21 protein-coding genes and 1 riboswitch are annotated in these 24,265 nt (G+C 32.7%); of the genes, 14 read left to right on the top strand and 7 right to left on the bottom strand.

Annotated elements, in window-relative coordinates; translation table 11 throughout:
• Positions 1–15: 15 nt before the first annotated feature.
• The 3 genes from dmpI to carB all read left to right on the top strand — a co-directional run bounded on the left by dmpI (position 16) and on the right by carB (position 4,747).
• Positions 16–222 carry a 4-oxalocrotonate tautomerase DmpI gene (gene dmpI, locus BN2665_RS03735; RefSeq protein WP_055665772.1) on the top strand — a complete coding sequence of 69 codons (207 nt, stop codon included), beginning with the start codon at positions 16–18 and terminating at the stop codon, positions 220–222.
• 249 nt (positions 223–471) lie between these two features.
• Positions 472–1,521, top strand: a complete 1,050-nt coding sequence (locus tag BN2665_RS03730; protein WP_055665771.1) for a carbamoyl phosphate synthase small subunit — start codon at positions 472–474, stop codon at positions 1,519–1,521.
• A 19-nt stretch (positions 1,522–1,540) separates the two neighbouring features.
• The gene (gene carB, locus BN2665_RS03725) at positions 1,541–4,747 is read left to right on the top strand and encodes a carbamoyl-phosphate synthase large subunit (RefSeq protein WP_055665770.1); all 3,207 of its coding nucleotides are present in this window, start codon (positions 1,541–1,543) and stop codon (positions 4,745–4,747) included.
• A gap of 26 nt (positions 4,748–4,773) precedes the next feature.
• On the opposite strand, the gene BN2665_RS03720 is transcribed toward carB, so the two are convergent.
• A complete protein-coding gene (locus BN2665_RS03720; RefSeq protein ID WP_055665769.1) occupies positions 4,774–5,436 on the bottom strand; it encodes a TetR/AcrR family transcriptional regulator in 663 nt (220 codons plus the stop codon).
• Between the two features lie 345 nt (positions 5,437–5,781).
• On the opposite strand from BN2665_RS03720, the gene BN2665_RS03715 reads away from it, so the two are divergent.
• The 6 genes from BN2665_RS03715 to BN2665_RS03690 all read left to right on the top strand — a co-directional run bounded on the left by BN2665_RS03715 (position 5,782) and on the right by BN2665_RS03690 (position 12,367).
• Entirely contained in the window at positions 5,782–6,150 is a 369-nt protein-coding gene (locus BN2665_RS03715) for a hypothetical protein (protein WP_055665768.1), read from the top strand.
• A 102-nt stretch (positions 6,151–6,252) separates the two neighbouring features.
• On the top strand, positions 6,253–7,281 hold the full coding sequence (locus BN2665_RS03710) for a LacI family DNA-binding transcriptional regulator (protein ID WP_074042209.1): 1,029 nt from the start codon (positions 6,253–6,255) through the stop codon (positions 7,279–7,281).
• Positions 7,282–7,433: 152 nt separating this feature from the next.
• Positions 7,434–7,539, top strand: a riboswitch (SAM riboswitch).
• Between the two features lie 321 nt (positions 7,540–7,860).
• Positions 7,861–9,138, top strand: a complete 1,278-nt coding sequence (locus tag BN2665_RS03705; RefSeq protein ID WP_055665767.1) for an O-acetylhomoserine aminocarboxypropyltransferase/cysteine synthase family protein — start codon at positions 7,861–7,863, stop codon at positions 9,136–9,138.
• A 24-nt stretch (positions 9,139–9,162) separates the two neighbouring features.
• On the top strand, positions 9,163–10,011 hold the full coding sequence (locus BN2665_RS03700) for a homoserine O-acetyltransferase/O-succinyltransferase family protein (RefSeq protein WP_055665766.1): 849 nt from the start codon (positions 9,163–9,165) through the stop codon (positions 10,009–10,011).
• A gap of 4 nt (positions 10,012–10,015) precedes the next feature.
• Positions 10,016–11,230, top strand: coding sequence for a homoserine dehydrogenase (locus BN2665_RS03695; protein ID WP_055665765.1), 1,215 nt, complete (start codon positions 10,016–10,018; stop codon positions 11,228–11,230).
• A 153-nt stretch (positions 11,231–11,383) separates the two neighbouring features.
• Positions 11,384–12,367, top strand: coding sequence for a tocopherol cyclase family protein (locus tag BN2665_RS03690; protein WP_055665764.1), 984 nt, complete (start codon positions 11,384–11,386; stop codon positions 12,365–12,367).
• Between the two features lie 90 nt (positions 12,368–12,457).
• Here BN2665_RS03690 and BN2665_RS03685 read toward each other — a convergent pair whose 3' ends face one another.
• On the bottom strand, positions 12,458–13,408 hold the full coding sequence (locus BN2665_RS03685; protein WP_055665763.1) for an alpha/beta hydrolase: 951 nt from the start codon (positions 13,406–13,408) through the stop codon (positions 12,458–12,460).
• Positions 13,409–13,553: 145 nt separating this feature from the next.
• Between BN2665_RS03685 and BN2665_RS03680 the strand changes: the two genes are divergently transcribed.
• Both BN2665_RS03680 and BN2665_RS03675 read left to right on the top strand, forming a co-directional pair.
• Positions 13,554–14,333 (top strand): EFR1 family ferrodoxin, encoded by a 780-nt coding sequence (locus BN2665_RS03680; protein ID WP_055665762.1) that lies wholly within the window; start codon positions 13,554–13,556, stop codon positions 14,331–14,333.
• A 210-nt stretch (positions 14,334–14,543) separates the two neighbouring features.
• Entirely contained in the window at positions 14,544–15,008 is a 465-nt protein-coding gene (locus BN2665_RS03675; protein ID WP_055665761.1) for a hypothetical protein, read from the top strand.
• A gap of 73 nt (positions 15,009–15,081) precedes the next feature.
• Here BN2665_RS03675 and cooS read toward each other — a convergent pair whose 3' ends face one another.
• Positions 15,082–16,965, bottom strand: a complete 1,884-nt coding sequence (gene cooS, locus BN2665_RS03670; protein ID WP_055665760.1) for an anaerobic carbon-monoxide dehydrogenase catalytic subunit — start codon at positions 16,963–16,965, stop codon at positions 15,082–15,084.
• A gap of 73 nt (positions 16,966–17,038) precedes the next feature.
• A complete protein-coding gene (locus tag BN2665_RS03665; RefSeq protein ID WP_055665759.1) occupies positions 17,039–17,470 on the bottom strand; it encodes an RrF2 family transcriptional regulator in 432 nt (143 codons plus the stop codon).
• 283 nt (positions 17,471–17,753) lie between these two features.
• Between BN2665_RS03665 and BN2665_RS03660 the strand changes: the two genes are divergently transcribed.
• Positions 17,754–18,026 carry a YciI family protein gene (locus BN2665_RS03660; RefSeq protein ID WP_055665758.1) on the top strand — a complete coding sequence of 91 codons (273 nt, stop codon included), beginning with the start codon at positions 17,754–17,756 and terminating at the stop codon, positions 18,024–18,026.
• Between the two features lie 236 nt (positions 18,027–18,262).
• Here the strand turns inward: BN2665_RS03660 and BN2665_RS03655 are convergent, their stop codons facing one another.
• Positions 18,263–19,360, bottom strand: a complete 1,098-nt coding sequence (locus BN2665_RS03655) for an HD-GYP domain-containing protein (protein WP_055665757.1) — start codon at positions 19,358–19,360, stop codon at positions 18,263–18,265.
• Positions 19,361–19,582: 222 nt separating this feature from the next.
• Here BN2665_RS03655 and BN2665_RS03650 point away from each other — a divergent pair, with 222 nt between their 5' ends.
• Positions 19,583–20,170, top strand: coding sequence for a nitroreductase family protein (locus BN2665_RS03650; protein ID WP_055665756.1), 588 nt, complete (start codon positions 19,583–19,585; stop codon positions 20,168–20,170).
• Between the two features lie 56 nt (positions 20,171–20,226).
• Positions 20,227–21,687: a methyl-accepting chemotaxis protein gene (locus BN2665_RS03645; protein WP_055665755.1), complete on the top strand. Its 1,461-nt coding sequence runs from the start codon at positions 20,227–20,229 to the stop codon at positions 21,685–21,687.
• Positions 21,688–21,758: 71 nt separating this feature from the next.
• Here BN2665_RS03645 and BN2665_RS03640 read toward each other — a convergent pair whose 3' ends face one another.
• Positions 21,759–22,124, bottom strand: coding sequence for a hypothetical protein (locus BN2665_RS03640; RefSeq protein WP_055665754.1), 366 nt, complete (start codon positions 22,122–22,124; stop codon positions 21,759–21,761).
• A gap of 115 nt (positions 22,125–22,239) precedes the next feature.
• Positions 22,240–24,141: a type I glutamate--ammonia ligase gene (locus BN2665_RS03635; RefSeq protein WP_055665789.1), complete on the bottom strand. Its 1,902-nt coding sequence runs from the start codon at positions 24,139–24,141 to the stop codon at positions 22,240–22,242.
• Between the last annotated feature and the right edge of the window lie 124 nt (positions 24,142–24,265).

Genomic DNA, 24,265 nt, shown 5'->3' with positions numbered 1-24,265 from the left:
AAAGGATGATAGATTATGCCATACATTAATGTTAAATGTGGAAAACTTACTGTAGAACAAAAAAATGAACTTATTGAAAAGGTAACGGATTCAGTTTCAGAGGTAGTAAAAATTCCTAAGCAAGCTATAGTAGTTTATGTGGATGAATATGATACTGACAATATAGGTAACGGTGGAATAAGCGTCACTGAAGTTAAAAGAAGAAGAGCTGAGCAGAAATAAATAGGGAAAGATGTCTAAATTACCATTGACATAAAATTAAAATTAAATTAGAATTTAGGAAAAGGTAAAAATATATTATTAAAGTTTACGCTTTAAATTGGTCCTGTGAGGCCAGAAAGGGGTAATTATCATGTTGCAGTTTTTTTGTGATGTTAAAAAATACTTAAATAAGTTTTTCAAGGATATTAGGGAGATTGGTTTTAAAAGCTATCTCTTTAGTATCCTTTTTTATGGATTGGAGGGAAAAGTATGTTAGCAACGCTTATATTAGAGAATGGAAAGACGTTCCATGGAAATGCTTTTGGAGATGTTAAAGAAGCCGTAGGAGAGGTAGTTTTTAACACAGGTATGACTGGATATCAAGAGGTGCTGACGGATCCCTCCTATTATGGACAAATTGTCACTATGACTTATCCTCTTATTGGAAACTATGGACTAAACCTAGAGGATTTAGAGTCAGAAGGGCCAAAGGTTAAAGCCTTCATAATTAGAGAAAAGTGTTCTACCCCAAGCAACTGGAGAAGTGAAATAAGCCTAGAGGCCTATCTAAAGAATAATGGCATCATGGGCATAGAAGGTATTGATACTAGAGCTCTAACAAAAATTTTAAGAAATCATGGAACCATGAGAGGAATAATAACTACAAAAAACTTAGAGTATAAAGATGTGCAAGGAAGCATAGAAGCTTTTACTAATAAGGAAGCTGTTAAAACTGTAAGCACTGAGCAGCCCTATGTTATAGAAGGAGCGGGAAAAAATATAGCAATTTTAGATTTTGGAGTAAAGAGAAATATTATAAATTCCTTTAAAAGAAGAAATTGCAATATAAAGATTTATCCATATAATACTAGCTCAGAGGAAATATTAGCTCAAAAACCAGATATGGTTTTCCTATCTAATGGGCCTGGAGATCCTATGGATTTACCTATGGTTATAGAAAATATAAAGAAGTTAATAGGATTAATACCCCTTAGCGGAATATGCTTAGGACATCAATTATTATGCCTAGCTTTAGGAGGAAAAACAGAAAGGCTAAAGTTCGGACATAGAGGAGGTAATCATCCTGTAAAAGATTTAGAGAAGGATAAGGTATTTATAACTTCTCAGAATCATGGATATTATGTGAAGGATGTGCCAGAGGACGCAAATGTAACTCACATCAACGTTAATGATGGAACCGTAGAAGGCATGAGACATAAATCTCTGCCAGTATTCAGTGTTCAATTTCATCCAGAAGCTAGTCCAGGACCGGTGGATAATGACTATATTTTTGATGAATTTCTTAAGCTTATAGATTAATTGAGTAGGGGGAATTTAAATGCCTTTAAATAAAGATATTGAAAAAGTATTGGTAATAGGATCAGGGCCTATAATTATAGGACAAGCAGCTGAGTTTGATTATTCTGGTACTCAGGCTTGTGAGGCTCTAAAAGAAGAAGGAGTAGAGGTTGTGCTAGTTAACAGCAATCCTGCTACCATAATGACAGATAAAGAGGTAGCTCATAAGGTATATATCGAACCTTTAACCTTAGAATTTTTAGAGAAAGTAATTATAAAGGAAAAACCTGATAGTATATTGGCGGGAATGGGAGGACAAACTGCTCTTAATCTGGCTGTAGAGTTAAATGACAGGGGTATATTAGAGAAATACGGAGTTAAGGTTATTGGAACCTCTATTGAGGCTATAAAAAAAGGTGAAGACAGAGAGCTGTTTAAACAGGTTATGGAGGATATAAATCAACCTGTAATTCAAAGCTGCATAGTGAATGAGCTTGAGGAAGCCTTAAACTTCGCTAATAAAATAGGCTACCCCCTTATAATAAGACCTGCTTATACCTTAGGGGGTACAGGTGGGGGTATAGCGGATAGAGAAGAAGAGCTTATAGATATTATAACTAAAGGGTTAAAATTAAGTCCTGTAGGACAAGTACTATTAGAGAAGAGTGTGAAGGGCTGGAAAGAAGTTGAATATGAAGTGATGAGAGACTCCAAGGGAAACTGTATCACCATATGCAATATGGAAAATATTGACCCTGTAGGAGTACACACTGGGGATAGTATTGTAGTTGCACCTAGCCAAACCCTATCAGATAAAGAATATCAAATGCTTAGAAAGGCATCCATAGACATCATAAATGCTATAGGAATTGAAGGAGGCTGCAATGTTCAGTTTGCTTTAGATCCTAAGAGCTTTAACTATGGGGTTATAGAGATAAATCCAAGGGTTAGCAGATCCTCAGCCTTGGCTTCAAAGGCTACAGGATACCCTATTGCTAAAGTTGCTGCTAAAATTGCTCTTGGATATACCTTAGATGAAATAAAAAATGCAGTTACAGGAAAAACCTTTGCCTGCTTTGAGCCTACCTTAGACTACGTAGTAGTTAAGATACCTAAATGGCCTTTTGATAAATTTAAAAAGGCAAATAGAACTTTAGGAACAAAAATGATGGCTACTGGAGAAATTATGGCCATAGGAAGTAATTTTGAGGCAGCTTTCCTAAAAGGCATAAGATCCTTGGAAATAGGTCAGTATTCCCTAGAACATAAAACTATTAAAGAATGTTCCTTAAAGGAGTTAAAACAAAAGGTAGTAACCCCTGATGACGAGAGAATATTTGCCTTAGCAGAAATCATAAGAAGAAACTATTCTGTAGAAAAGGTTTCAGAAATAACTGGTGTAGATAAATTCTTCATAGAAAAGATAAGATATATTGTAGAGCAGGAAGAAACGCTAAAAAAGAGCAACATAGATGATTTAAATAAAGAATGGCTCACTGCATTAAAAGTAAAGGGATTTTCAGATAAAGCCCTAGCAGATTTTCTTAGAGTATCGCCAGAGGAAGTATATAGACTCAGAAGCATATGGGGCATAAAAGTGGCTTATAACATGGTAGATACCTGTGGAGGAGAATTTGAAGCGGTGTCACCCTACTACTACTCCACCTATGGCATGGAGGATGAAGTAGAGGTTAGTGACAATAAAAAAGTTATAGTAATAGGCTCAGGCCCTATCAGAATTGGACAAGGTATAGAATTTGACTATGCTTCTGTGCACTGCGTTAAGGCTCTTAGAGCTATGGGCATAGAGACTATAATAATAAATAATAATCCTGAAACTGTTAGTACGGACTTTGATATATCAGACAAGCTTTATTTCGAACCTTTAACAGACGAGGATGTACTAAACATTATAGAAAAAGAAAAGCCTTTAGGAGTAATAGTGCAATTTGGAGGACAAACAGCTATAAAGCTTACTAAGTTCCTAAAAGAAAAGAATATCAATGTATTAGGTACTAAAGTAGAACATATAGATGAGGCTGAAGATAGAGAAAAATTTGAGGAAATACTTGAAAGATTAAACATAAAGAGACCAAAAGGGAAAGCTGTATGGAGCCTAGAAGAAGGCTTAAGTGAAGCAGAAAAATTAGGTTATCCTGTTTTGGTAAGACCTTCCTATGTATTAGGGGGACAGGGCATGGAAATAACTTATAATGAGGAAGAGCTAGAAGAGTATCTATCCAATGCCTTTGTAAGAGATAAGAAAAACCCTGTGCTTATAGACAGATATTTATTGGGAACAGAAATAGAAGTGGACGCTATATGCGACGGTGAAGAGGTGCTCATTCCTGGAATTATGGAGCATTTAGACAGAGCAGGTATACACTCAGGAGATAGCACTACTATATATCCAAGCAAAAATATAAGTGATATCATAAGAGAAAGCATATTAGATTATACCACAAGGCTAGCTAAAGAATTGAAGGTGGTAGGAATGATTAACATTCAGTTTATAGAATATAAAAGTGAGCTATATGTTATAGAAGTCAATCCTAGAGCTAGTAGAACTGTGCCCTATATAAGCAAGGTAAGCGGTGTGCCTATAATAGATTTAGCCACTAAGGCTATGATGGGATATAAATTAAAGGATCTAGGCTATGGATTAGGTATATATAAGGAGCCAGAAATGATTTCTGTTAAAGTCCCTGTGTTCTCTACCCACAAGTTATCAAGGGTAGAGGTGAGCTTAGGGCCAGAAATGAAGTCCACAGGAGAGGTATTAGGCGTAGGCTATACCCTAGAGGAAGCCTTATACAAAGGCTTTATAGCTTCAGGAACCTTCTTAAAGAATAAGAGCAAAAAAATATTGGCCACAGTGAACAATAATGATAAAGAAGAATTCCTTAATTTAGCTAAGGAACTTTATGACTTAGGCTATGAATTTGTTGCCACCAAAGGCACCGCAGAGCTTCTAAGAACTAATAATATAAAAGTTACGGAAGTAAATAAAATAAAAGATGGCAAGCCAGATATAATAGATTTTATAGGACAAAATGATTTAGATATGGTAATAAACACTCCTACTAAAGGAAATGATTCTACTAGAGATGGCTTTAATATAAGAAGAACAGCCATAGAAAAATCAATACCTGTAATTACTTCTATGGACACCTTAAGGGCCATGATTCATATAGAAAAGTGCCATATGAGTCATGAGAATTTAGAGGTTATAGAGATGTTTAATTAATAATACTAAAATTTGAGGCACCAGTTTCAGTAGATTTTATGTTCCCCCAGACTAAATAAAATGTTTGGGGGAATTTTTATTAAGATTCTATGTACTATAAGATTTATATGTTGATCAATAAGTCTTTCCCTCTGTTCTACGCCAATGTTTTTTTCAATTATAAGCCTAAGGATGAGTCCAAAGGTTGCTGTCCATATTATTTGTGCAGTTAATTCAAGCATACTAGCGTCCATATTTTCATTTACATAAATATCTTTTAAACATTTGCATAATATTCTTAAAGATTCTCTTTCAGAAGAAACACCTTGAAAAAGTATTGAGGTATGCTCAAGTACTTGAGGAGAATGATTTAGCAGCACTGTTTTATATTCCTCAGGCATTTGTAAAGCCATATCTATATATTTTCTTAGCAAATTCTCTAATTTTTCTTCTGGTTTATGTATATTATCTTTCTCTGAAGATAGTACAACTAATATTTTCTCGTAGCCATTTTTCATTAGGATATTTATTATTTCTTCTTTATTATGAAAATAGTGATATATAATGGCTGGTGAATATTCTATGGTAGCAGCAATCTTCCTGATAGAGAGGTTTTCTATACCTTCTTTTTTTATTATTTCGCTTGCTGCGTTTAGAATAAGTTCTCGCTGTTCATTCTTTTCTCTTTCTTTACGTTCTTTTATACCCATTTTTGACTCCTTTGTTAAACGTAGTTTAATAATTAAACAGTGTTTAATAAAATCATACCATTTGTACATATAGGAATTAATATTACCTATACAAATTTTTATATTATTATAAAATTTTTTAGACATTAATTAAAAATAGAGAAAAACATTAGCCTAGAGGCTGAAATTGTTGTTCTTATTTTAGAGTTAGTTATTTTTTCTTTTTATTACTTATAGGGGGTATGGAAGGGGCTTATAAGGGATCTATCCTCTATGATTTAAGATAGTTTTAAGGTTGTAATAAGATGTGGTTAAGAGTTAAAATAGATAATAGAAGTAAGCATATGTATAAAAGGGGAGGATTTCTTGGAAAAGGATTATGGTGAAAGAGGCTGTTTACTATCCTTTATTTTAGCACTTTTGTTAGCCATAAATATTCTCGGCATGTTTTCTTTCATTTTCAACTATCTATCTATAAAGTTAGATAAGGTAGGGATCTTTACTAATATTGAGGGAATAGTATATTCTCTAACCGCAATTATAAATATTATTGCTATAATAGGCGTATACTCTTGGAAAAAATGGGGCGCATATATTCTTTTTATTATTTCGATATTTTTATTTATCTTTCCACTATATATGGATGGCATAGAAATTTTTGCAATAGTAGGTAATGGTGTATATACGATTATGTGTCTGGCAATATTAATAAATACTATAAATACTTTAAAATAAACAATGGGTTCTTCCATTGTTTATTTTTATAAGTATTATTTTAGACATAATTCCTTTATAATAGTTTTAGAAGAATTTTTTAAAATAGTTGAGGGTGAAATTATGGCAGTTACTATAAATGAAGTAGCTAAAGAGGCTGGGGTATCTATAACTACAGTTTCAAGAGTGCTAAACAATAATTATCCAGTAAAAAAAGAAACTAGAGAGAAAATAGAAAAAGCTATAGAAAAGCTTAACTATAAGCCCAATATTATGGCTAGGAGTCTCATAACTAAAAAAAGTGGTATTATAGCAGTTATTGTGCCTGGTATAACTAATTTATTCTTTCCAACCATAGTAGAAGAGATAGGGGATTGTATTAAAAGTAAGGGATATAGCATAACCTTATGCAATACTAGGGGGGACTATAAAACAGAAAAGGAACTAATAGAGCAGATGCTGTCTAGGCAGGTGGATGGAATAATTATTATAGACCCTGCTTCAGAGAATTTAAAAAGCAACTATTATGAAGATATAGCAATGCACATACCAACCATAATAGTAAATGGTTCTCCGCAAGGAATAAAATGTAACTTTGTTTGCTATGATGAAGCAGCAGGGGCAAAGGAAGCCTTTAAGCATCTAATAGATTTAGGTCATAAAAAAATAGCTTTTTTGAGAGGGGATAGGAGTCTATCCTACGATATAAAAGAAAAAATATATAAAGAGATTTTAGAGGAAAATGCCTTAGAGTACATAAATATTATTCAAGCAGGAGGGGGAAATAGTATAGACGTAATTGGCTATGTGCAAGCTAAGCTTGAAGAGATTTTATCAGCTAAGGAAAAACCTACAGCAATTTTTGCTTGTAACGATTTAATGGCAGTAGGAGCTATGAGTGCCTGTGCAAAGTTTGGTTTTAAAGTACCAGAAGATATTTCTATTTTGGGCTTTGATAATACATTATTATCTAGCATAACGCATCCTTCTCTAACTTCCGTAGATCAGAATATGAAGGAAACAGGCAGGACTGCAGCTATGGAGCTCATAGATATTATAGAAAATCCATCTAAGACAAGAAAAAAGATTATTATAGATACAAACCTAGTTATAAGAGAGAGTACAGGAAAGGTACCTTTCATAAATAGCTAGCCAGTATCTATAAGATAATATATGGAGTTATAAAAAATGACTATACATTAAATGTGTGAAATTTGTCGCAAAACAACCTTAAATGTTTAAAATAAATCTCTTGAAAAATTTTGAATATATATTTATAATAGATTTAAAATTAAATATACGGTCTTTTATCAAGAATGGCGGAGGGACTGGCCCGATGAAGCCTGGCAACAGCTAGCTATATGCTAGAATTGTGCTAAATCCTGCAGGAGTTATCCTGAGAGATAAGAGGTGCTTTGGGAACATGTTTGATTATGCGCTATGAAGCTATTTTTTATCTTTCTAAGATAGAAAATAGCTTTTTTATTTCTATCTTAGATAAGGCATCTCCAAAAAATAACTAGTCAGTCTACTCGTCTATTTTGCGTAATACTGCGTCCGTAGAACCAACTAATAGCCCCACTATTAATGGAGCCTGTGTCCTTGTCTTACGCAAAATATACTTCGCATCTTTGACTAGTTATTTTTTTACGATGCCTAAGATATTATGACTAATGTAAATGCTGCTATTTGATAAAAGGCCAACTATTAATAAAAAGGGGGCTTTTTTATATGAGTAAAAATTGGAAATTAGGGACTAAGTGCATTCAGGAGGGATATAAACCAAAGGCGGGGGAGCCGAGAATTTTGCCCATAGCTCAAACTGTATCTTATAAATTTGAGGATCCAGAGCATTTAGCAAATCTTTTTAACTTATCTGAAGCTGGGCATTTGTATACTAGAATAAGCAATCCTACCACAGAAGCTTTGGAAAATAAATATGCAGCTTTAGAAGAGGGAGTTGGAGCAGTAGCAGTATCTTCAGGGCAATCAGCTATTTTGCTTTCTATATTAAATTTATGTAACGCAGGAGACCATATAGTTTCCTCTATAAACATATACGGAGGAACTTTTAACCTATTTAATGTAACCTTAAAAAAGCTTGGTATAGAAGTTACTTTTATAGATCCAGATGAAGAAAAAGAGGAGATATTAAAGCTAATAAGAGAAAATACAAAAGCTATTTATGGAGAAACCATAGGAAATCCTAGTTTAAATATACTGGATTTTGAAAAGTTTGCCGCTATAGCAGAGGAGGCAGGTATACCTTTTATAATAGATAACACCTTGGCTACCCCATATATATGCAAGCCTAAGGAGCATGGCGCAAATATAGTTGTGCACTCTACCACAAAATACTCTGATGGTCATGCTACCTCTATTGGAGGTATTATTATAGATTTAGGAAACTTCAATTGGGACAATGGTAAGTTTCAAGGTCTCGTAGAGCCAGATGAAAGTTATCATGGGCTTAAGTATTGGAATACCTTCAAGGAAGCAGCATATATAACTAAGCTAAGAGTAACTCTTCTAAGAGATTTAGGCTGTACTATGAGCCCTTTTAATGCATTTTTAACTAATTTAGGATTAGAAACATTGCATTTAAGAATGCAGAGGCATAGTGATAATGCATTAGCTTTGGCTAGATGGTTAAAGGAGCAAAGTAAAGTAAGCTGGGTTAATTACCCATTGCTTAATGATAATAAGCATTATGAAAGCGCTAATAAATATCTAAAAAATGGTGCTTCAGGTATATTAACCTTTGGGATAAAAGGCGATTTTAAAATTGCTGAAAAATTCATAAAAGGCTTAAAGCTAGCTAGCTTGGTAGTAACCTTAGGAGATGTGAGGACTTATGTTATTCATCCCTATAGCACTACCCATAGACAGCTTTCAGAGGAAGAGAAATTAAAGTCTGGAGCAACTCCAGAGCTCATAAGAGTATCCATAGGAATAGAGGATATAGAAGATATTATTTATGATTTCAATGAGGCTTTTCAGTGTATTTAATACTGGCTAGCTTGGAGGGAGAGTATGGGAGTAGTTATAAAAAAGCCTAGTGCAAATTATCAAAGCAGGGAAGAAGCAGTTTACAAAATAGCCATTTTAAATCTTATGCCTAATAAGCAGGATACAGAAAAACAATTGGTTGAGATGCTTCAATATGAAGGAAGAAATATAGAAATATACTTTTTAAAGTTGGATACTTATAATTCTCAAAACACTTCCAAAAAATATTTAGAAGAAAATTACTATGGCCTAGAACAACTTAGAAATATATCTATAGATGGAATTATAATTACTGGTGCACCGGTGGAGAAATTAGCTTTTGAGGAAGTAATATATTGGAAAGAACTAAAGGTTATGTTTGATTATATGAAGCAAAATATAAAGACTGCAATTTTTATCTGCTGGGGAGCTCAGGCAGCGCTGTATCATTACTATTATATAGACAAAAACTTAGAGAGCAATAAAATATTTGGGTTATATAAACACCATATTAGCTATAGGAAATGTTTACTGCTAAAGGGCTTAGAAGAGGGGTTTTGGGCACCTCATTCAAGGTGTACAAATATAGACTTAGGCAGTATAGGTAGGTGCGGATATTTAGATTTGATAAGTTTTTCTGAGGAAGCAGGTCCTTATATAATAAAGGACAAAAAGGATTATTTTTTTATATTAGGTCATGGAGAATACGCAAAAGATACCTTGAAAGAAGAATACTTTAGAGATATAGAAAAAGGGTTAAAAATAGACATTCCTAAGAACTATTTTTTAGAGGATAACCCACTGGGAGAGGTAAAGTACAATTGGAAAGATGATGCTAAAACAATGTATGAGAATTGGCTAAAATATTATGTGTTTAAAGATAAGGAGGAGTAAATCTATGGTGAAGGTCTGTGTTTTAGGATATGGAACAGTGGGAACTGGATTAGTGGAGCTTATTGATAAGAATAATAGATATAATGGAACGGAAATAGAAATAGCACATATATTAGTGAAAAATAGATGTAAGCATGAGAAGAAAAAATTTTATGATTTAGTGGTAGAGGAGCTTAAAGATGAATATATAAAAGAAAGTGATATCGTAATTGAGCTTATGGGTGGAATAGAGCCTGCTTATGAATATATAAGGAAAGCTCTAAATCACAAAAAGCATGTTATTACAGCAAATAAGGATCTCATAGCTGAGTATGGAAAGGAGCTTTTTAACCTAGCAGAGAATACTGGTGTGAGTATTAAATTTGAGGCAGCTGTGGCTGGAGCAATTCCGGTGATAAAAGCCCTGATAGAATCCCTAAAAGGCAATGAGATAAATAATATAAGAGCAATTTTAAACGGGACTACTAATTTTATTCTTACTCAGATGGATCTTAAGGGATTGAGCTATGATGAAGCACTAAAAGAAGCACAAAGGTTAGGGTTTGCAGAGGCAAATCCAGAGGCGGATGTAAAAGGGTATGATTCAGCCCGAAAGCTTGCACTATTATCTACCATAGCCTTCAAAAACAGAGTAGATTGGAGGAATATTGAAATTCAAGGAATTACTAAATTAGATAGGTACGACTTTGAATTAGCTAGAAAATTAAATTGCAGAATAAAGCTTTTGGCCTACAGTAAGAAGAAAGAGGATAGGGTATATGCTATAGTAGCGCCAGTTTTTGTTAGTAATTCCTCAAAATTATATTCTATAGATAATGAGACTAATTCAGTTATAGTTGAAGGTGATGCAGTAGGAGAGATGGTTCTTGTAGGAAAAGGCGCTGGTATGCTGCCTACTGCATCAGCTGTGTTTGGAGATTTGATGGATACTGTGGAAAACCGAGTCTATAATATCGCTACATTATTTAACAACAAAATAAGCTTGCAAAATAATCACGAGGAGGCTTGGGAAGGGATATTAAGGCTAGTCTCTCACAGGAAAGATGAGGTTTTGAGATTCTTAAGTAAATCAAAATTATCTTTTAATATTTTAAATGAGGGAGATGCTTTAGCCTTAAGAGTTAAAACTAGTTCACAGGAAGAACTAGAAAAGGTAATTGAATATCTTTTAAGTTTGCCTTATATACTTGATGTTAAGAAATTTGAAAAGGTAGGTTAGATAATAAAAAAGTGTTGTACAATAGTGCAGCACTTTTTATTTATATAAACTACAATAGGCTTCTCTAATTAAGGACATAAATATCAGCTTTTAAGTTAATAATTATTAGTATATTGATATTATTAAATATATAGGATTACAGGAGAGTTATTTATGTTCAAAAGAATTTTAGATCCAGATATTTATCATGGATATAAAAATAGGAATAATTTTTTTGAGGGCTGGTATTTTAAATTAACCACTAAAGATAATAAAAGGTCCTATGGGTTTATACCAGGAATAATAAAATGCAAGGACAGCACTAATTCCCACAGCTTCATACAATTTCTTGAGGGAAATAAGGCTAAATTTGAGTACATAAGATACAGTGAAAAAGATTTTTATGCAGAAAAAAATAAGTTTAAGGTAACAATAGAAAACAGTAAATTTTCTTTAGAAGGAATTAGTATTTCAATTAAAACACAGAGTTTAACTATACAAGGATGCTTAAGATTTAATAATGTAGTAAAATGGCGTGACTCCATCGTAAATCCAGGTAGTATGGGATTTTATAATTATCTGTCTTTTATGCAATGCTATAGTCAAGTATGTGCTATAGATATGAGAGTCCAAGGTGAAATTAACATAAACGGAGAGAGGATTGATTTTACTGAGGGAAAAGCTTATGTAGAAAAGAACTGGGGTAGAGATTTTCCTTATTCATATCTATGGGTTCAATGCAATTCCTTTCAAAGAGAAGAAGGCGCTTTAAGCTGTTCTATTGGCCATATACCAATGCCAAAACCTTTAAAGAGCTTTACTGGCTTTCTAATAGGTTTTTGCTATAAGAATGTTTTCTATAAGTTTTCCACTATAAATAGAAGTAAGATCAACATAGATAGCAAGAATAAAGATATTAATATCGAGGTAAGTAATGGTAAGTATATATTACAATTTAAAACCGCCACAGATAAATATAGCTACATGGATTTATTTGCCCCAAGGGAGGATAGGATGATTCCTATAGCCAGTGAAACCATCGTAGGAAAATGCTATGTGATGCTAAAAGAGATAAAAAGCCAAAAAATAATTTTTAAAGATAGTAGTTACTGTGCAGGAGTGGAGTTTAGCGGTAATTATGAAGAGCTTAATTGTTAAAACAAATTTTAATATATGTAAATATACCCTTTAATCATAGTTGCTTGAGCTGCATCAGAGTATTAAAGGGTATTTTTATTTTTAAATTTACTAGGTATTATCTTTTATAAAATTTAGAGTACTATTTAAAATTTTAAATAGATCAATGTATTGGGCGTTGGCTAAATTATGTTCAGCTTTGGGTATACTAAGGAAATCTATCTTTACCCCTAACTCTCGACCTTTATCATAAAGTAATTTTGATTGTAGAATAGGCACTAAAGTGTCTTTTTCTCCATGAACAATTAAAGTGGGAGGAGCGCTAGGGGTTATATAAGTTAAAGGACTTGCTTTCTTTAATAGGTCTTCCACTTCTCTTGAGTTTGTATTAATTAAGCTTTCTACCATGGCTCTACCATCTTTCGTAGTTTGTAAACTAAGGGAAGTAGGTCCAAAAAAATCGATAACATACTTAACTTTAGTATCGCAAGTACTTAAAGCTTCATCACCTATAAAGTCTTTATTGGAAGTATAGGCACATAATAGAGCGAGATGAGCACCAGCTGAAACTCCCCAAAGTCCTATGTTGTTTTTGTCAAAGTTATAATTCTCTGCATGTTTATACACCCATCTTATAGCATCCTTACAATCTTCTACAGGGGATGGAAATTTTATAGACTTAGATGTAAGTCTATAGTTAATGCTTATTATAAAAAGGCCCTCCTCTCTAATTTTATCTATTATAGGTGATACATTATTATCAAGGGCTTTATCCCCATAAGACCATCCTCCACCATGTATATAAATTATTACTGGAGATTTTTTATATTTATATTTTGTAGGAGCGTATATATCGAGCTTAATTTCTTCATTGTTTACAGTTTTATAGGTTATATCTTTCAATATAGTTCCTGAATTAATTTTATTGTTATTTTCATTAGCAGTTTTTGATGGTTGTTGTATCTTAGTTAAGGAACTCCAAGGCCTCTTTATATTAAATAGATATATAGTAAGTACTACTAAAATTAGTGCAATTATTATAGTTAATATCTTTTTTGACATAAGTAACACTCCTATTAATTTATATGATTTTAAGCTTAGTCATTTATACAATACGTTAATTATAAATAAATTGTTTGTAATTGTTTTAAAAATATGTGTATAATTAGGAATGGAAGCGTAACAAGTTATTTTGAGAGGGATAATTATGAGAACTATTATATATTATTTTACTGCCACAGGAAATTCATTATACGTGGCAAAGAGACTTTGCAAGAATATAGCATGTAGTGAATATATGCCCATGATAAAGGCTATTAATAATAATGAGTTAACCGTAGAAGCTGAGGCAGTTGGTTTTGTATTTCCACTATATTGCGCTGGATTGCCGGAAATTGTGGAAAGATTTATCAAAAGCTTAAATATAAAAGCTAAATATATATTTGCAGTTGCCACAAGAGGAATTACAAAAGGTTGTGCCATGGAGCAAATTCATAATATTTTACAAAGTAAAGGATTAGCACTAAATTTTAATCATTATATAACAATGCCATCTAATTATGTAAGAATGTATAATATAAGAAGCGATTATAAGAATAGAAATATTATTTGTGAAGCAGAAAAAACTATGATGGATGTGGCAAAAAAAATAAGCCTTAGAGAAGAAGTGGAAGTTAATACCTCCATACTAAATAAAGTAGTTTCAAGAACCTGGCATAGGTCCTGGAAGGAAAAGGTGCATAATGCAGATGAAAAATTTTATTCAGATTCAAAGTGTGTCTCTTGCACCCTATGCGAAAAAATTTGTCCAGTAGGAAATGTAAAGATGATTAATGGCAAGCCTCAGTGGAACCATAATTGCCAAGATTGCATGGCTTGCGTTCACGCTTGCCCAGAAAAAGCCATACAAATAGGTGGGGCTACTATAAAAAGAAGAAGATATAGAAATCCTTTAGTAACCATAAAAGAAATCGTTGAGCAGAAATAAGCAAAGTTTTTAGGTTAAATATAGCCTAAAAACTTTGCTTATTTTTATATTATTAAGATTTTTAAACTAGGAATAATTAAAATAGCATTGAATAAAATATATAGACTTTAATATTAGGAAACTATTTGTCGTAGGATGTAGAAAAACAGAATTTGTAGTAAAATATTATATACAAAGATAATAATACTTACTGTGAGGAGATGGACTTTTATGGCATATAATGCCTTAGATTTAATTGATAAGGCTATTGATATAGTTAACAACAAACTAAATATATATAAACGAATTTTGATGGAAGAGGATTTAAATACAATGGTATTAGTAAGAAATGCTTTTATTAAAGAGTGTGAAAAGAGCATTTTGTATTATAAAGAATTAGAACATAAGCTACAAGATAAGGAATTAGAGGAAATAGATTTTGTAGTGTATGATAAAATATCCTTTTTAATAAATGAATTTAATGGTAAACATTACAATGGAAAGGTGAAAAATATTAAAGAGCTGAAGGAATTTACTTTAAACTATGAAAAAGATACCTTAGCTTTGCTAATAGATATTCAAGGAAGGCTTATAAAGAAAGAGAGCGATATTAATTCTATAGCTTATGAAGTGCTTAATAAGATTATAAAGAAAAGGAAGGAATATATTGGAAGTTTAAAGGAGTATATAAAATAATAATAGCATACAATTAAACTTCTCTTATTTGTGAAATGCATTATTGTTTACAAATAAGAGAAGTTTTTATTTATTATAGGTTTAAAGCTTTTCTTTTTTCTATGATTATTTTTTCCAATCTATCTGCAGCTTTAACTACATCATCTTCTAACACTAATTGACCGCCAGTTATATTTACTAAATCCTCTGTTAGCACCTTTGTAACCACTTCACTTCCAGTTATGAACGGTGGTATTGCTAAGTGTAATGGCAAACCTAAGGCAAGACCAAAAGCACCATCAGCTAAGGCTTGTTCTTCAAGCCATTGAGGAGCTGAGAGTATAAGTGGCAACTGAGGAATATCAATACCTAAGAATTCAGCAATTTCTGTAGCTACAATCTCTAATCTTCCTATAGCAAGACAGGGTCCGAAATTTAGTACTGGAGGTATTCCAAGACTTTCGCAAACTTCTTTTAGATTATCTCCTGCTAGTTTAGCAGCACTTGGTGACATAAGGCCTACATTTTCAAGTCCTCCACTAGAACAACCTGCAGATAGAACAATTATATCTCTTTTAATTAGTTCCTTAGTTAGTTCTACAGTAAATACATCATGTCCCATGGCAGTAAGATTTGAACAACCAACTACCCCAGCAATACCCTTTATTTTTCCTTGAGTAATTAAATCAACTAGTGGTTTCCAGGAGTTGCCTAAGAATTTCTTTAGAGAAACTTCACTTACTCCTGTTATGGTATCTTCATTGCCATGATCTTCGGGCACATGAATTTCTACTTTGTCTCTTCTATTTACATAGCTATTTAAAGCTTCATCTACTACTCTATTAGTTATATTTCTTCTTTCCTCATAGGAATAGGATAAAAAGTCTGCATTAGCCTTTTTAGCTACATCGTCTATGCATATCATTTTTACCATGAACTCCTCTGCAATAGGCTCTATTCCTGGTAAAGTACAGTTAAATTCTGATACTACTAGATCCACGCCACCAGTAGCTAATACAGCTTCGCTAGTAAAGTTATTTCCAGCGTGTCCTGAGAACACTTCCTCATAATGAACACCTCTAAGCTGTAAATCTTGTCCAACGCAAGTACATCCTACAAGCTTAAAGCCTTTTGCACCCACGGTTTTTGCCTTTTCAACGATTTCTGGATTAGTTAATTCCTTTTGTAAATCTAAAATCATGGAGTGCTGATGACCTGTGATCATGATATTTATATAATCCTTATCTATTACCCTTAAGCCAACCTTTGCCGCTGTAATCTCTGGTTCGCCTAACATAACATCATTTAGTAAATTTGTTAGGGTAAGGCCATATAAACCAGTAGAAATTCCTAGGGTTAATGAATTTAATAGCATATCTACAGGATCGCTATTTAAGTTGGTTGAGGTTTTTACGACTCCATCAAAGACCTCGGATTTTGCACCACCAGGTAGTATATCTAGTTCCTTCCACTTTTTAAATCTAGGACTATAAGTCATTTTCTCTACTAATTCCATCTTATCGCATCTAGGTTTATATAGATCAGATAATACTTTTTCTGATACAGCTATGGCTTTTTTATGTAAGTCAGCTTCATTAACATCAAATAACTGAGCTAATCTATTTAAGGTTTCTTCACCTTTTATTTCCCCGTTATTTTCTCCAACCTTTTTTAGGTTTAAAGCTGTATTTTCAACTACGTGTATATAGCAACCAGAACCAGCGGCCACTGCTCTTAAAAAATTTCTTGCTACAATGGTATCCGCATTAGCTCCGCATATACCTCTAGGAGATTTTGGAGTTATTCTGCAGGGCCCATTAGAACATAGCCTACAACAGACCCCTTGAAGTCCAAAACCACATTTTATCTTTTGACTTTCTACTCTATGATGAGAGGTCTCTACATTAAGGGTAGAAATAAAGCTAGTTAGATTTTTATCAGCGGAATTGCATAAATTACAAGTATTACAGTTTGACATTTTTTTGCCTCCTTAAAATGAAAGAATATAAAGTATACTAAAAAGGTATAATTTTATTGCATTAATATGGGGACTAAGTCCCCATTGATATTTTACTGCTCTTATTTAGAAGATCTTTAAAACTTATGCTTTTTAAGTCGTGTATAATATTATTCTGAACCATGGATAATGCCCTATGAATCTCACAAACTCCTGTTCTGGATATATTACAGCTAGCTGGATCGCTTAAACACCTATTTACATAAATAGGTCCATCAATGGCCAGGACTACATCGTAAATAGTTATTTCTTCTGGCAACTTATTTAAAGCATATCCACCATGTACTCCTCTAAAAGATCTCACTATATTTGCTGCATTTAATTTTCGTAAAAGCTTCAGCAAAAATCTATGTGGAATATTCTCAAGGTCAGATATGGTTTTTGCATCTACCTTTTCTCCATAGCCTATTTTGGATAAATAAAGCACCACTCTCAAAGCATAATCAACTTCTTGTGTTATTTTCATATTTAATCTCCATTATTAAAAGTATACTTACTTGGTATAGTTTCAATATACTATGTTGTTTAAAAAATGTCAATAAAAAATAATTATAAAAACTATTGACCAAAGAACGTATGTTCGATATAATTAAAAATATAAACAAAGTAATAATTTTATTTATATGAGAATATATTTAAATTAGTAAATTAACCATGTAACTTTAATAAAATATCTTTAATTAGTTTTGCGCTATAACAGCAGAGTTGTTTCAGAATATATGAAAATAAAAATAGGGGGCACGAAGGAAATGAAAAAAAACGGTGGTATATTTGTAAAAATAAATTATAAAATGGACTTAGAATTTAAAAATGAGGTGAGCAAGGACAAAATTAATTGTTTAAATAATATGGATGCCAAGAGATACCTTTTTTGCGCGGGAGTATATAACAAAAATGGTGGCACTATGATATTTAAGGCAAAGGATCTTGATGAAGCTAAGGATATAATTTATAATAATCCGTTTTCTAAGACTAAAATGTATAATTATGAAATACTTAGTACGGATAATATAGCACTTTAATATTTTTCATTCTTTAAGTTTTTTATAAATAAAAGCTGAGGTACAACTTTTATTTAATCCACAATAAAGGAAATCCTTTTTCCGCCTACGCTTCGAAAAAATTAGAGGTTTGTAAAGCATGGCTAATGGTTAGCCACGACTTTGCAATGAAAGCATAAGTTTTCCCTTATTGCGCATTGTAAATTGTGAACTGTGTATTAGAAAAAGCGACTAACGTCGCTTTTTCTTAAATTCTATCATATATTATACTGCACACCAGATATAACTAAGGATAAACTTTCTATAAGACTTATTTCTAGACCTATCCTGCTTTCATCTTCACTTTTTATTATTTTTAAATTTGGTCTTAAAGGATAATTAGGAAGAGTGTCTCCCACTAGAGCAACTTCACTATTGCTTAGTCTAACAATAGTACCTTTTGGATATGGAACTATTGCCTTTGAAAATGCCTTAACCATTGCAAAATCAAAATGCATATTAGAGTTTGCCATAATATACTCCATGGCTTCGTTAGGACTAAGGGCTCTTCTATAAGGTCTATCAGAAGTTAGAGCATCGTATACATCTGCAATAGCTACAATCCTTGCTAAATAGTTGATTTCATTTCCCTTTCTCTTTTCGGGATAACCTTTACCGTCCACCCTTTCATGATGTTGAAGAGCAACAATCCTAGATTTTGAAGAAATATCTAAGACGCCTCTTAAGTATTCATAGCCTTTATTAGTATGCTGTTGGGCAATTTTAAATTCCTCATCTGAAAGAGGTGCAGGCTTTAATAAGATTTCTTTAGGAATAAAAGCTTTGCCTATATCATGAACTAATGCTCCTATGCAAAGGTCTAATAAGTCATACTTGTTCATCTGCAGCTGTATACCAAGAACTAAAGATAAAACAGCCACGTTTACACAATGCTGGTAAGTGTAGTTATCCATGCTTTTTATATCCACAAGGCTTATCATAACGTTCTTTTGAGAAAGAATTTCTTCCATGATCTCTTCTGCTAGTTGGCTAATAGATTTGAAATAACCCTCTCGCTCTTTTATTAAGGAATTTGATTTTTGAGAAGATTGAGTGAATTTTTCTAAGGTAGAAAAAGTTTCTTTTATGCTTTTTACAGCTTTGAGCCTTAACTCAGGCTTTATAATATCTTCTATTTCGCTTTCGCTGTATTCATCAATTATATAAATGCTATATACATGAATACCTTTAATTCGTTTTAAGAGATTATCAGTTAATCTTACTCCTTCTCTTAATAATGCTCTGCCATCATCATCAAAAATGGTTTTTGCTAGATAGGAGCCCTCCTTTGCGCATTCTATGGGAACAAGTCGCATCTTAATACACCCCGTTGCTTGAATATATAAATATCTAATTTTAATGATTAAGTATATGCATCAATAAAATTAGAACTCTATAAAAATTATACTATTCATTAATATATTAATCTATATAATTATTGAAATAAAAATAATTTAATTGAGTATTATATTATTGATAAATAAATTGATTGCAATTAAAATGTAATTAATAATTAATATTAGTGAGAGGTGATGGATATGGATGTTCTTTCTCTTATAAAGTCCAGAGAAAGTATAGCTAAGGTTAAAGACGAAGAGGTACCAAAAGAAATTATTGAAAGGCTACTGGAAGCTGCTATATGGGCACCTAATAGATTTTTAACAGAACCTTGGAGGTTTTTTATTTTAAGTGGAGAGGGTAGAAAACCGCTGTCTAGAGCTTTAGTGGAAATTGCTAAAGAGGGTATGGAGGATATAAATTCGGAAGAAAGCTTAAAAAAATTGAAAAAAGAAGAAGAGAAGGCTTTTAGAGCACCTATAATTATGGCTGTAGCTGCTGAGATTACCAATAGGGATAGAGTAATTCCATTGGAGGAATTAGGGGCCGTTTATGCTGCTGTAGAAAATATTCTTATTATGGCTCAATCAGAAGGATTAGGGGCTTACTGGAAGACTGGTACTGCAATTTATCATAGCAAAATGAAAGAACTTTTCGGATTAACTGAAAAGGATGAGATTCTTGCATTAATTTATATAGGATATCCAGAGGACCATAAGAAGGAAAGAAAGAGAACTGATTTTAGAGAAAAGACTAGATGGATTAGTAAGGATGAAAAATACTTTTAAATAAGATATCTTCAAAAGTAGCTAATTTTATAATTTTTAAGGGATGGGATGAGAGTATGTTTAACACGAGTCTAGAGAAGAAGCTAGAGGATATTTTAACTAGCTTTGATAACAATGATATGGAAAAGCTGGGAAAGCTCCAGCAAGTTCCTAGTAAGAATAGTATAAGAAAAATTGCCAAGATGGCAAAGAGCTTAAAGGTAGTTTCTCCTAATGTTAATGCTATAATAAAAGAAATACTCAAGGTAAATACAAAGATAAGCAATTTTAACTTAGAACTTTCTCATTTTTCAGGTGAACTTATGGATACTTCAAAGGAGCTAGGGAGCTCTTCAGAATTAATGATAGCCTCAGTGGAAGAGACTAATGCTAGCATGGAAGAGGTTGCTGGAGCTATAGAAGAAAATGTCAGGGTCATGGAAAGCATATCTTCAGATACTAGTCACTTGTTAGAGATGATAACCAAAAATGAAGATAGTATAAAAAAAATATCAGAAGTAAATGCATCAGTTATAGGAACAGCTAATAATATGAAGGTAGATATAGGGGACTTATCGCAATTGATTACAAATATGAAGGCAATAGTAAATAGTATACAAGAGGTAGCTTATCAGACAAATCTTCTAGCTCTTAATGCTGCTATAGAAGCTGCAAGAGCAGGAGAAAATGGAAAAGGCTTTACAGTGGTAGCTGAAGAGGTAAGAAAGCTTTCTGATAATACAAAAGAAAAACTTATAAGTTTAAATGATTATATGCTAAAGGTAGAGGAAGCTTCTATTAGAAGTAAGGACAGTGCAGAGTATACAGCAGAACTTATAGAAGATGTAGCTAAGCATACAGAAGAGGTAGCAGCTGGATTTTCGAAAAGTAAGGATTTTGTTAATAGCATGAATATGTCAGTTCATACTATTAGTGCAAGCATGGAGCAAATAAGTGCTTCTAGCCAAGAGGTAAATGCTAGCATGGAAATAGTGGTAAAAGGCATTGAGAAGGCTAACTCTACAGTGATGCTGCTAGAAAAAAAAGCAGTCCTAGCTAAACAGCTGGGAGAGGAAATTGGAGCTATTGACGATGAGCTAACTTTTGTGAATAAGCTTACTAATAATGTTACCACAGAGGACTATTTTAAACTAGAAAATAGAGATTTTGAAGGGGCCATAGATACAGCTGTAGAAGCTCACAAAAAATGGGTAACAAATTTGGAAACCATGGTGGCTGAGATGGAGGTTAGACCATTACATATTGACTCAACAAAATGTGGCTTTGGTCATTTCTATCATTCAGTTAGACCTTCTAATGAAAGAGTTAAGCCTATATGGCATAGCATAGATCCTATTCATAATGAACTTCATTCCTTGGGAGCAAAGGTCTTATCTCATATAAAACATAAGGATAGTACCATGGCCAACACAGAAGTGAAAAGAGCCAAGGAATTATCATTAAATATGATAAAATTACTGAACCAGCTAAAAGAAGTATCAGAGCTTTTAATTAAAGATGGAGAATATGTATTTTAATATATAGTAAAAAAATAACTAGTCAGTTTATTAGTATATCTGACTAGTTATTTTTTATTGTACTTTGAGATTTATTGTTTGCCACCACAATTTGGACAGTACTGAGAATCCTTAGACATCTTAAAATTACACCTTTTGCAATGCTTTTTATCCTTTAATTCATCCAAGGTTTTATATAGACCTTTTACTAATTCTTTCTCTTCATCTATACTATGGAAAAGCTTTCTTATAGAATCATCGCTATAGTCCGAGGACTTACTATTTTTATAAAGCTTTCTTCCTAATTTTTTATATAGTTCATCTAGCTGCTGTTTATGATTAGAGATTGTAATATTTATTTTAGATATTTCTATTAACTTTTCAGATTTTTTTATTGTATTTTTAGTTTCATTGCTTATGGTCTTGGTGATGTTAGAAAAAGTATATTTTAAATTCATAAGTATACTCCTTAAAATATTTGTTTGTATATTATATGAATTTAAATAAAAGTTGAGACACAACAATTGTGCATTGTGAACTGCGTATTAAAAAAAGCGACTTTCGTTGCCTTTCTTATATATCAAGCAAGTTCTTCTTATAGCTTATATACAAGTTTCTTAAAACTGTCATTTTAGAATCAAGCTCTAATTGAAGCTCAGAAACCCTTTCTAGTTTGTTGCTGGCTATAGCTTCCTTGATGCGTGTAAATAGGCTCCTGGTACTATAGCTGTCTTTCATTATATAGTATCTAAGCTCATTTACTCCCATCCAATTTGATACGTCCAAATCCAAAGCTTTTTCTACACAATGAAGCATTTTAAAAGAACGAATCTCATCAGTATAATTATTGATTATCCTATTGCTGATTTCAGTTAACCATCTCTTTGTAACTGCAATCCTGAAGCTGTTTATCAATGCATCAGTAAAAACATCTTCTTTTTTCAATACTTCTAGCTTTTCTTTATAGGCATCAAAGGCAGAAAGATTTTCATAAATAGTAGCAGGAGCTTTACCGAAGTAGCTATTTCTTTCTTCCTCTGTATAATGTTCAAAAACATCTTCTTCTGATCTATAGGCTCTATTTTTTTCTAGGTAATCAGCTTCTTCACCAGGTTTCTTTGAAAGTTCTCTGAGAAGTTCATCCTCAGATTTATTATTTTCTATAGCATAACTAACTCCATCTGCCATGGACATATATAATACTGTTATAGCAAGATAAGTGTTAGTGTGTGGATTTGGTGATCTAAGTTCAAACCTTGTGGCCATTGGGTTTTGGGTATCTCTTATTAGACCTATAAGAATAGTTCTATTTCTTGATGGCACTGCAGTACTTATTCCTAAGGAGGTAACTATACATATTGGAGCTTCAAATCCAGGCTTTAGCCTTCTTAAAGAGTCGTTAGTAGCGGAAATAAATGGATTTATAACCTCGTAATTCTTTAAAACTCCCATAATAGCACCATAGCCTATGGGGCTTAGGAAATGATCTTTAGTGGCCGTGAATAGATTGATTCTTTTTCCGTTCCTCAATTTAAGAGCCATGCCTACGTGAACATGTTCTCCACTACCGGCAACCCCTTCAATGGGTTTAGCTAGGAATGTAACTTCTAGCCCATTTCTTCTAAAGGTCTCTTTCACTAAGGTTCTAACAAATAGCTCATTATCTGCGGCTTGAATAGCATCTGAGAATTTCCAATCTATCTCTAATTGCTCCATTATATGAGTTAATTTTCCTGATTCATCTATTTTAGCTTTAACTCCTCCAACTTCCTTATGACCCATTTCAGGTTCCAGTCCGTATCTTTCCATCATCATTAAAGATTCTTCTAGAGCAGTTCTTACAGAACCCTTTGTTCTAGTCCAATATTGCTCTTGTAACACTTGAGAAGTAGATAACTCTTCAACTTGAGCTTTATCATTAGGGGTCTTAACCCAAAACTCAAGTTCTGTGGCTGAAGTTGCAACGACATCCTCTATATCTTCAAATCTTATATTATATGTGTCTAAGGCTTTAGGATTATTTTTAAATGATTTTAATAGAGTAGACTTAAAATATTCAATGGATCTCTTTAAAATATGCCTTGAATCTACAGGCTTATTTTCGTGATATAGGAAGCAAGGAATTCTTAAAGAACCTACAGGCTTTTGAGAAATAGGATCTATGTGCTCGAAATTATAATCAACGAACCAAGTACAATCGACATCAGCTATCATATCAACTTTAGCATTATTAAGGGTTGCAATTCCGGGGAGGACAACAGAAGAACCGTCGGTTTGAACAGCGGCACCGGTTAGGAAAGTATCTAAATCTTCTATAAAGACTGAAATTGGAATTTTTTCGTCAGTATCATTACCTGATAAATCTATACCAACTAAGGACACAAATTTAATCTCAGGATGTTCTTCTAAGATTTTTTTAATAGATTCTTTAGAATGTTCGTGTTTAGGTAGATAATAAATTAAATCATTTAACATAAATACTATACCTAAAAGCATATATTAACCTAGGGGAAAGGTACGGTATATGCAAGGTATACTTCACTTCCTTTCGTTTAAAGTTAAATCATTATTTTCATATTACAATAAAATTATATGTATA

The organism is Desnuesiella massiliensis, assembly GCF_001403615.1.
Lineage (GTDB): Bacteria > Bacillota > Clostridia > Clostridiales > Clostridiaceae > Desnuesiella > Desnuesiella massiliensis.
Note: the sequence above shows the minus strand (reverse complement) of the source record. Positions and strands in the feature narration are given on the sequence as shown.

Excerpts from the sequence above, each read along its gene's own strand:
- BN2665_RS03730 (WP_055665771.1), top strand. The coding sequence starts at position 472 with ATGTTAGCAACGCTTATATTAGAGAATGGAAAGACGTTCCATGGAAAT.
- dmpI (WP_055665772.1), top strand. The coding sequence starts at position 16 with ATGCCATACATTAATGTTAAATGTGGAAAACTTACTGTAGAACAAAAA.
- BN2665_RS03705 (WP_055665767.1), top strand. The coding sequence starts at position 7,861 with ATGAGTAAAAATTGGAAATTAGGGACTAAGTGCATTCAGGAGGGATAT.
- BN2665_RS03650 (WP_055665756.1), top strand. The coding sequence starts at position 19,583 with ATGGATGTTCTTTCTCTTATAAAGTCCAGAGAAAGTATAGCTAAGGTT.
- carB (WP_055665770.1), top strand. The coding sequence starts at position 1,541 with ATGCCTTTAAATAAAGATATTGAAAAAGTATTGGTAATAGGATCAGGG.
- BN2665_RS03690 (WP_055665764.1), top strand. The coding sequence starts at position 11,384 with ATGTTCAAAAGAATTTTAGATCCAGATATTTATCATGGATATAAAAAT.
- BN2665_RS03685 (WP_055665763.1), bottom strand. The coding sequence starts at position 13,408 with ATGTCAAAAAAGATATTAACTATAATAATTGCACTAATTTTAGTAGTA.
- BN2665_RS03680 (WP_055665762.1), top strand. The coding sequence starts at position 13,554 with ATGAGAACTATTATATATTATTTTACTGCCACAGGAAATTCATTATAC.
- BN2665_RS03640 (WP_055665754.1), bottom strand. The coding sequence starts at position 22,124 with ATGAATTTAAAATATACTTTTTCTAACATCACCAAGACCATAAGCAAT.
- BN2665_RS03660 (WP_055665758.1), top strand. The coding sequence starts at position 17,754 with ATGAAAAAAAACGGTGGTATATTTGTAAAAATAAATTATAAAATGGAC.
- BN2665_RS03645 (WP_055665755.1), top strand. The coding sequence starts at position 20,227 with ATGTTTAACACGAGTCTAGAGAAGAAGCTAGAGGATATTTTAACTAGC.
- BN2665_RS03665 (WP_055665759.1), bottom strand. The coding sequence starts at position 17,470 with ATGAAAATAACACAAGAAGTTGATTATGCTTTGAGAGTGGTGCTTTAT.
- cooS (WP_055665760.1), bottom strand. The coding sequence starts at position 16,965 with ATGTCAAACTGTAATACTTGTAATTTATGCAATTCCGCTGATAAAAAT.
- BN2665_RS03655 (WP_055665757.1), bottom strand. The coding sequence starts at position 19,360 with ATGCGACTTGTTCCCATAGAATGCGCAAAGGAGGGCTCCTATCTAGCA.
- BN2665_RS03700 (WP_055665766.1), top strand. The coding sequence starts at position 9,163 with ATGGGAGTAGTTATAAAAAAGCCTAGTGCAAATTATCAAAGCAGGGAA.
- BN2665_RS03720 (WP_055665769.1), bottom strand. The coding sequence starts at position 5,436 with ATGGGTATAAAAGAACGTAAAGAAAGAGAAAAGAATGAACAGCGAGAA.
- BN2665_RS03675 (WP_055665761.1), top strand. The coding sequence starts at position 14,544 with ATGGCATATAATGCCTTAGATTTAATTGATAAGGCTATTGATATAGTT.
- BN2665_RS03695 (WP_055665765.1), top strand. The coding sequence starts at position 10,016 with ATGGTGAAGGTCTGTGTTTTAGGATATGGAACAGTGGGAACTGGATTA.
- BN2665_RS03635 (WP_055665789.1), bottom strand. The coding sequence starts at position 24,141 with ATGTTAAATGATTTAATTTATTATCTACCTAAACACGAACATTCTAAA.
- BN2665_RS03710 (WP_074042209.1), top strand. The coding sequence starts at position 6,253 with ATGGCAGTTACTATAAATGAAGTAGCTAAAGAGGCTGGGGTATCTATA.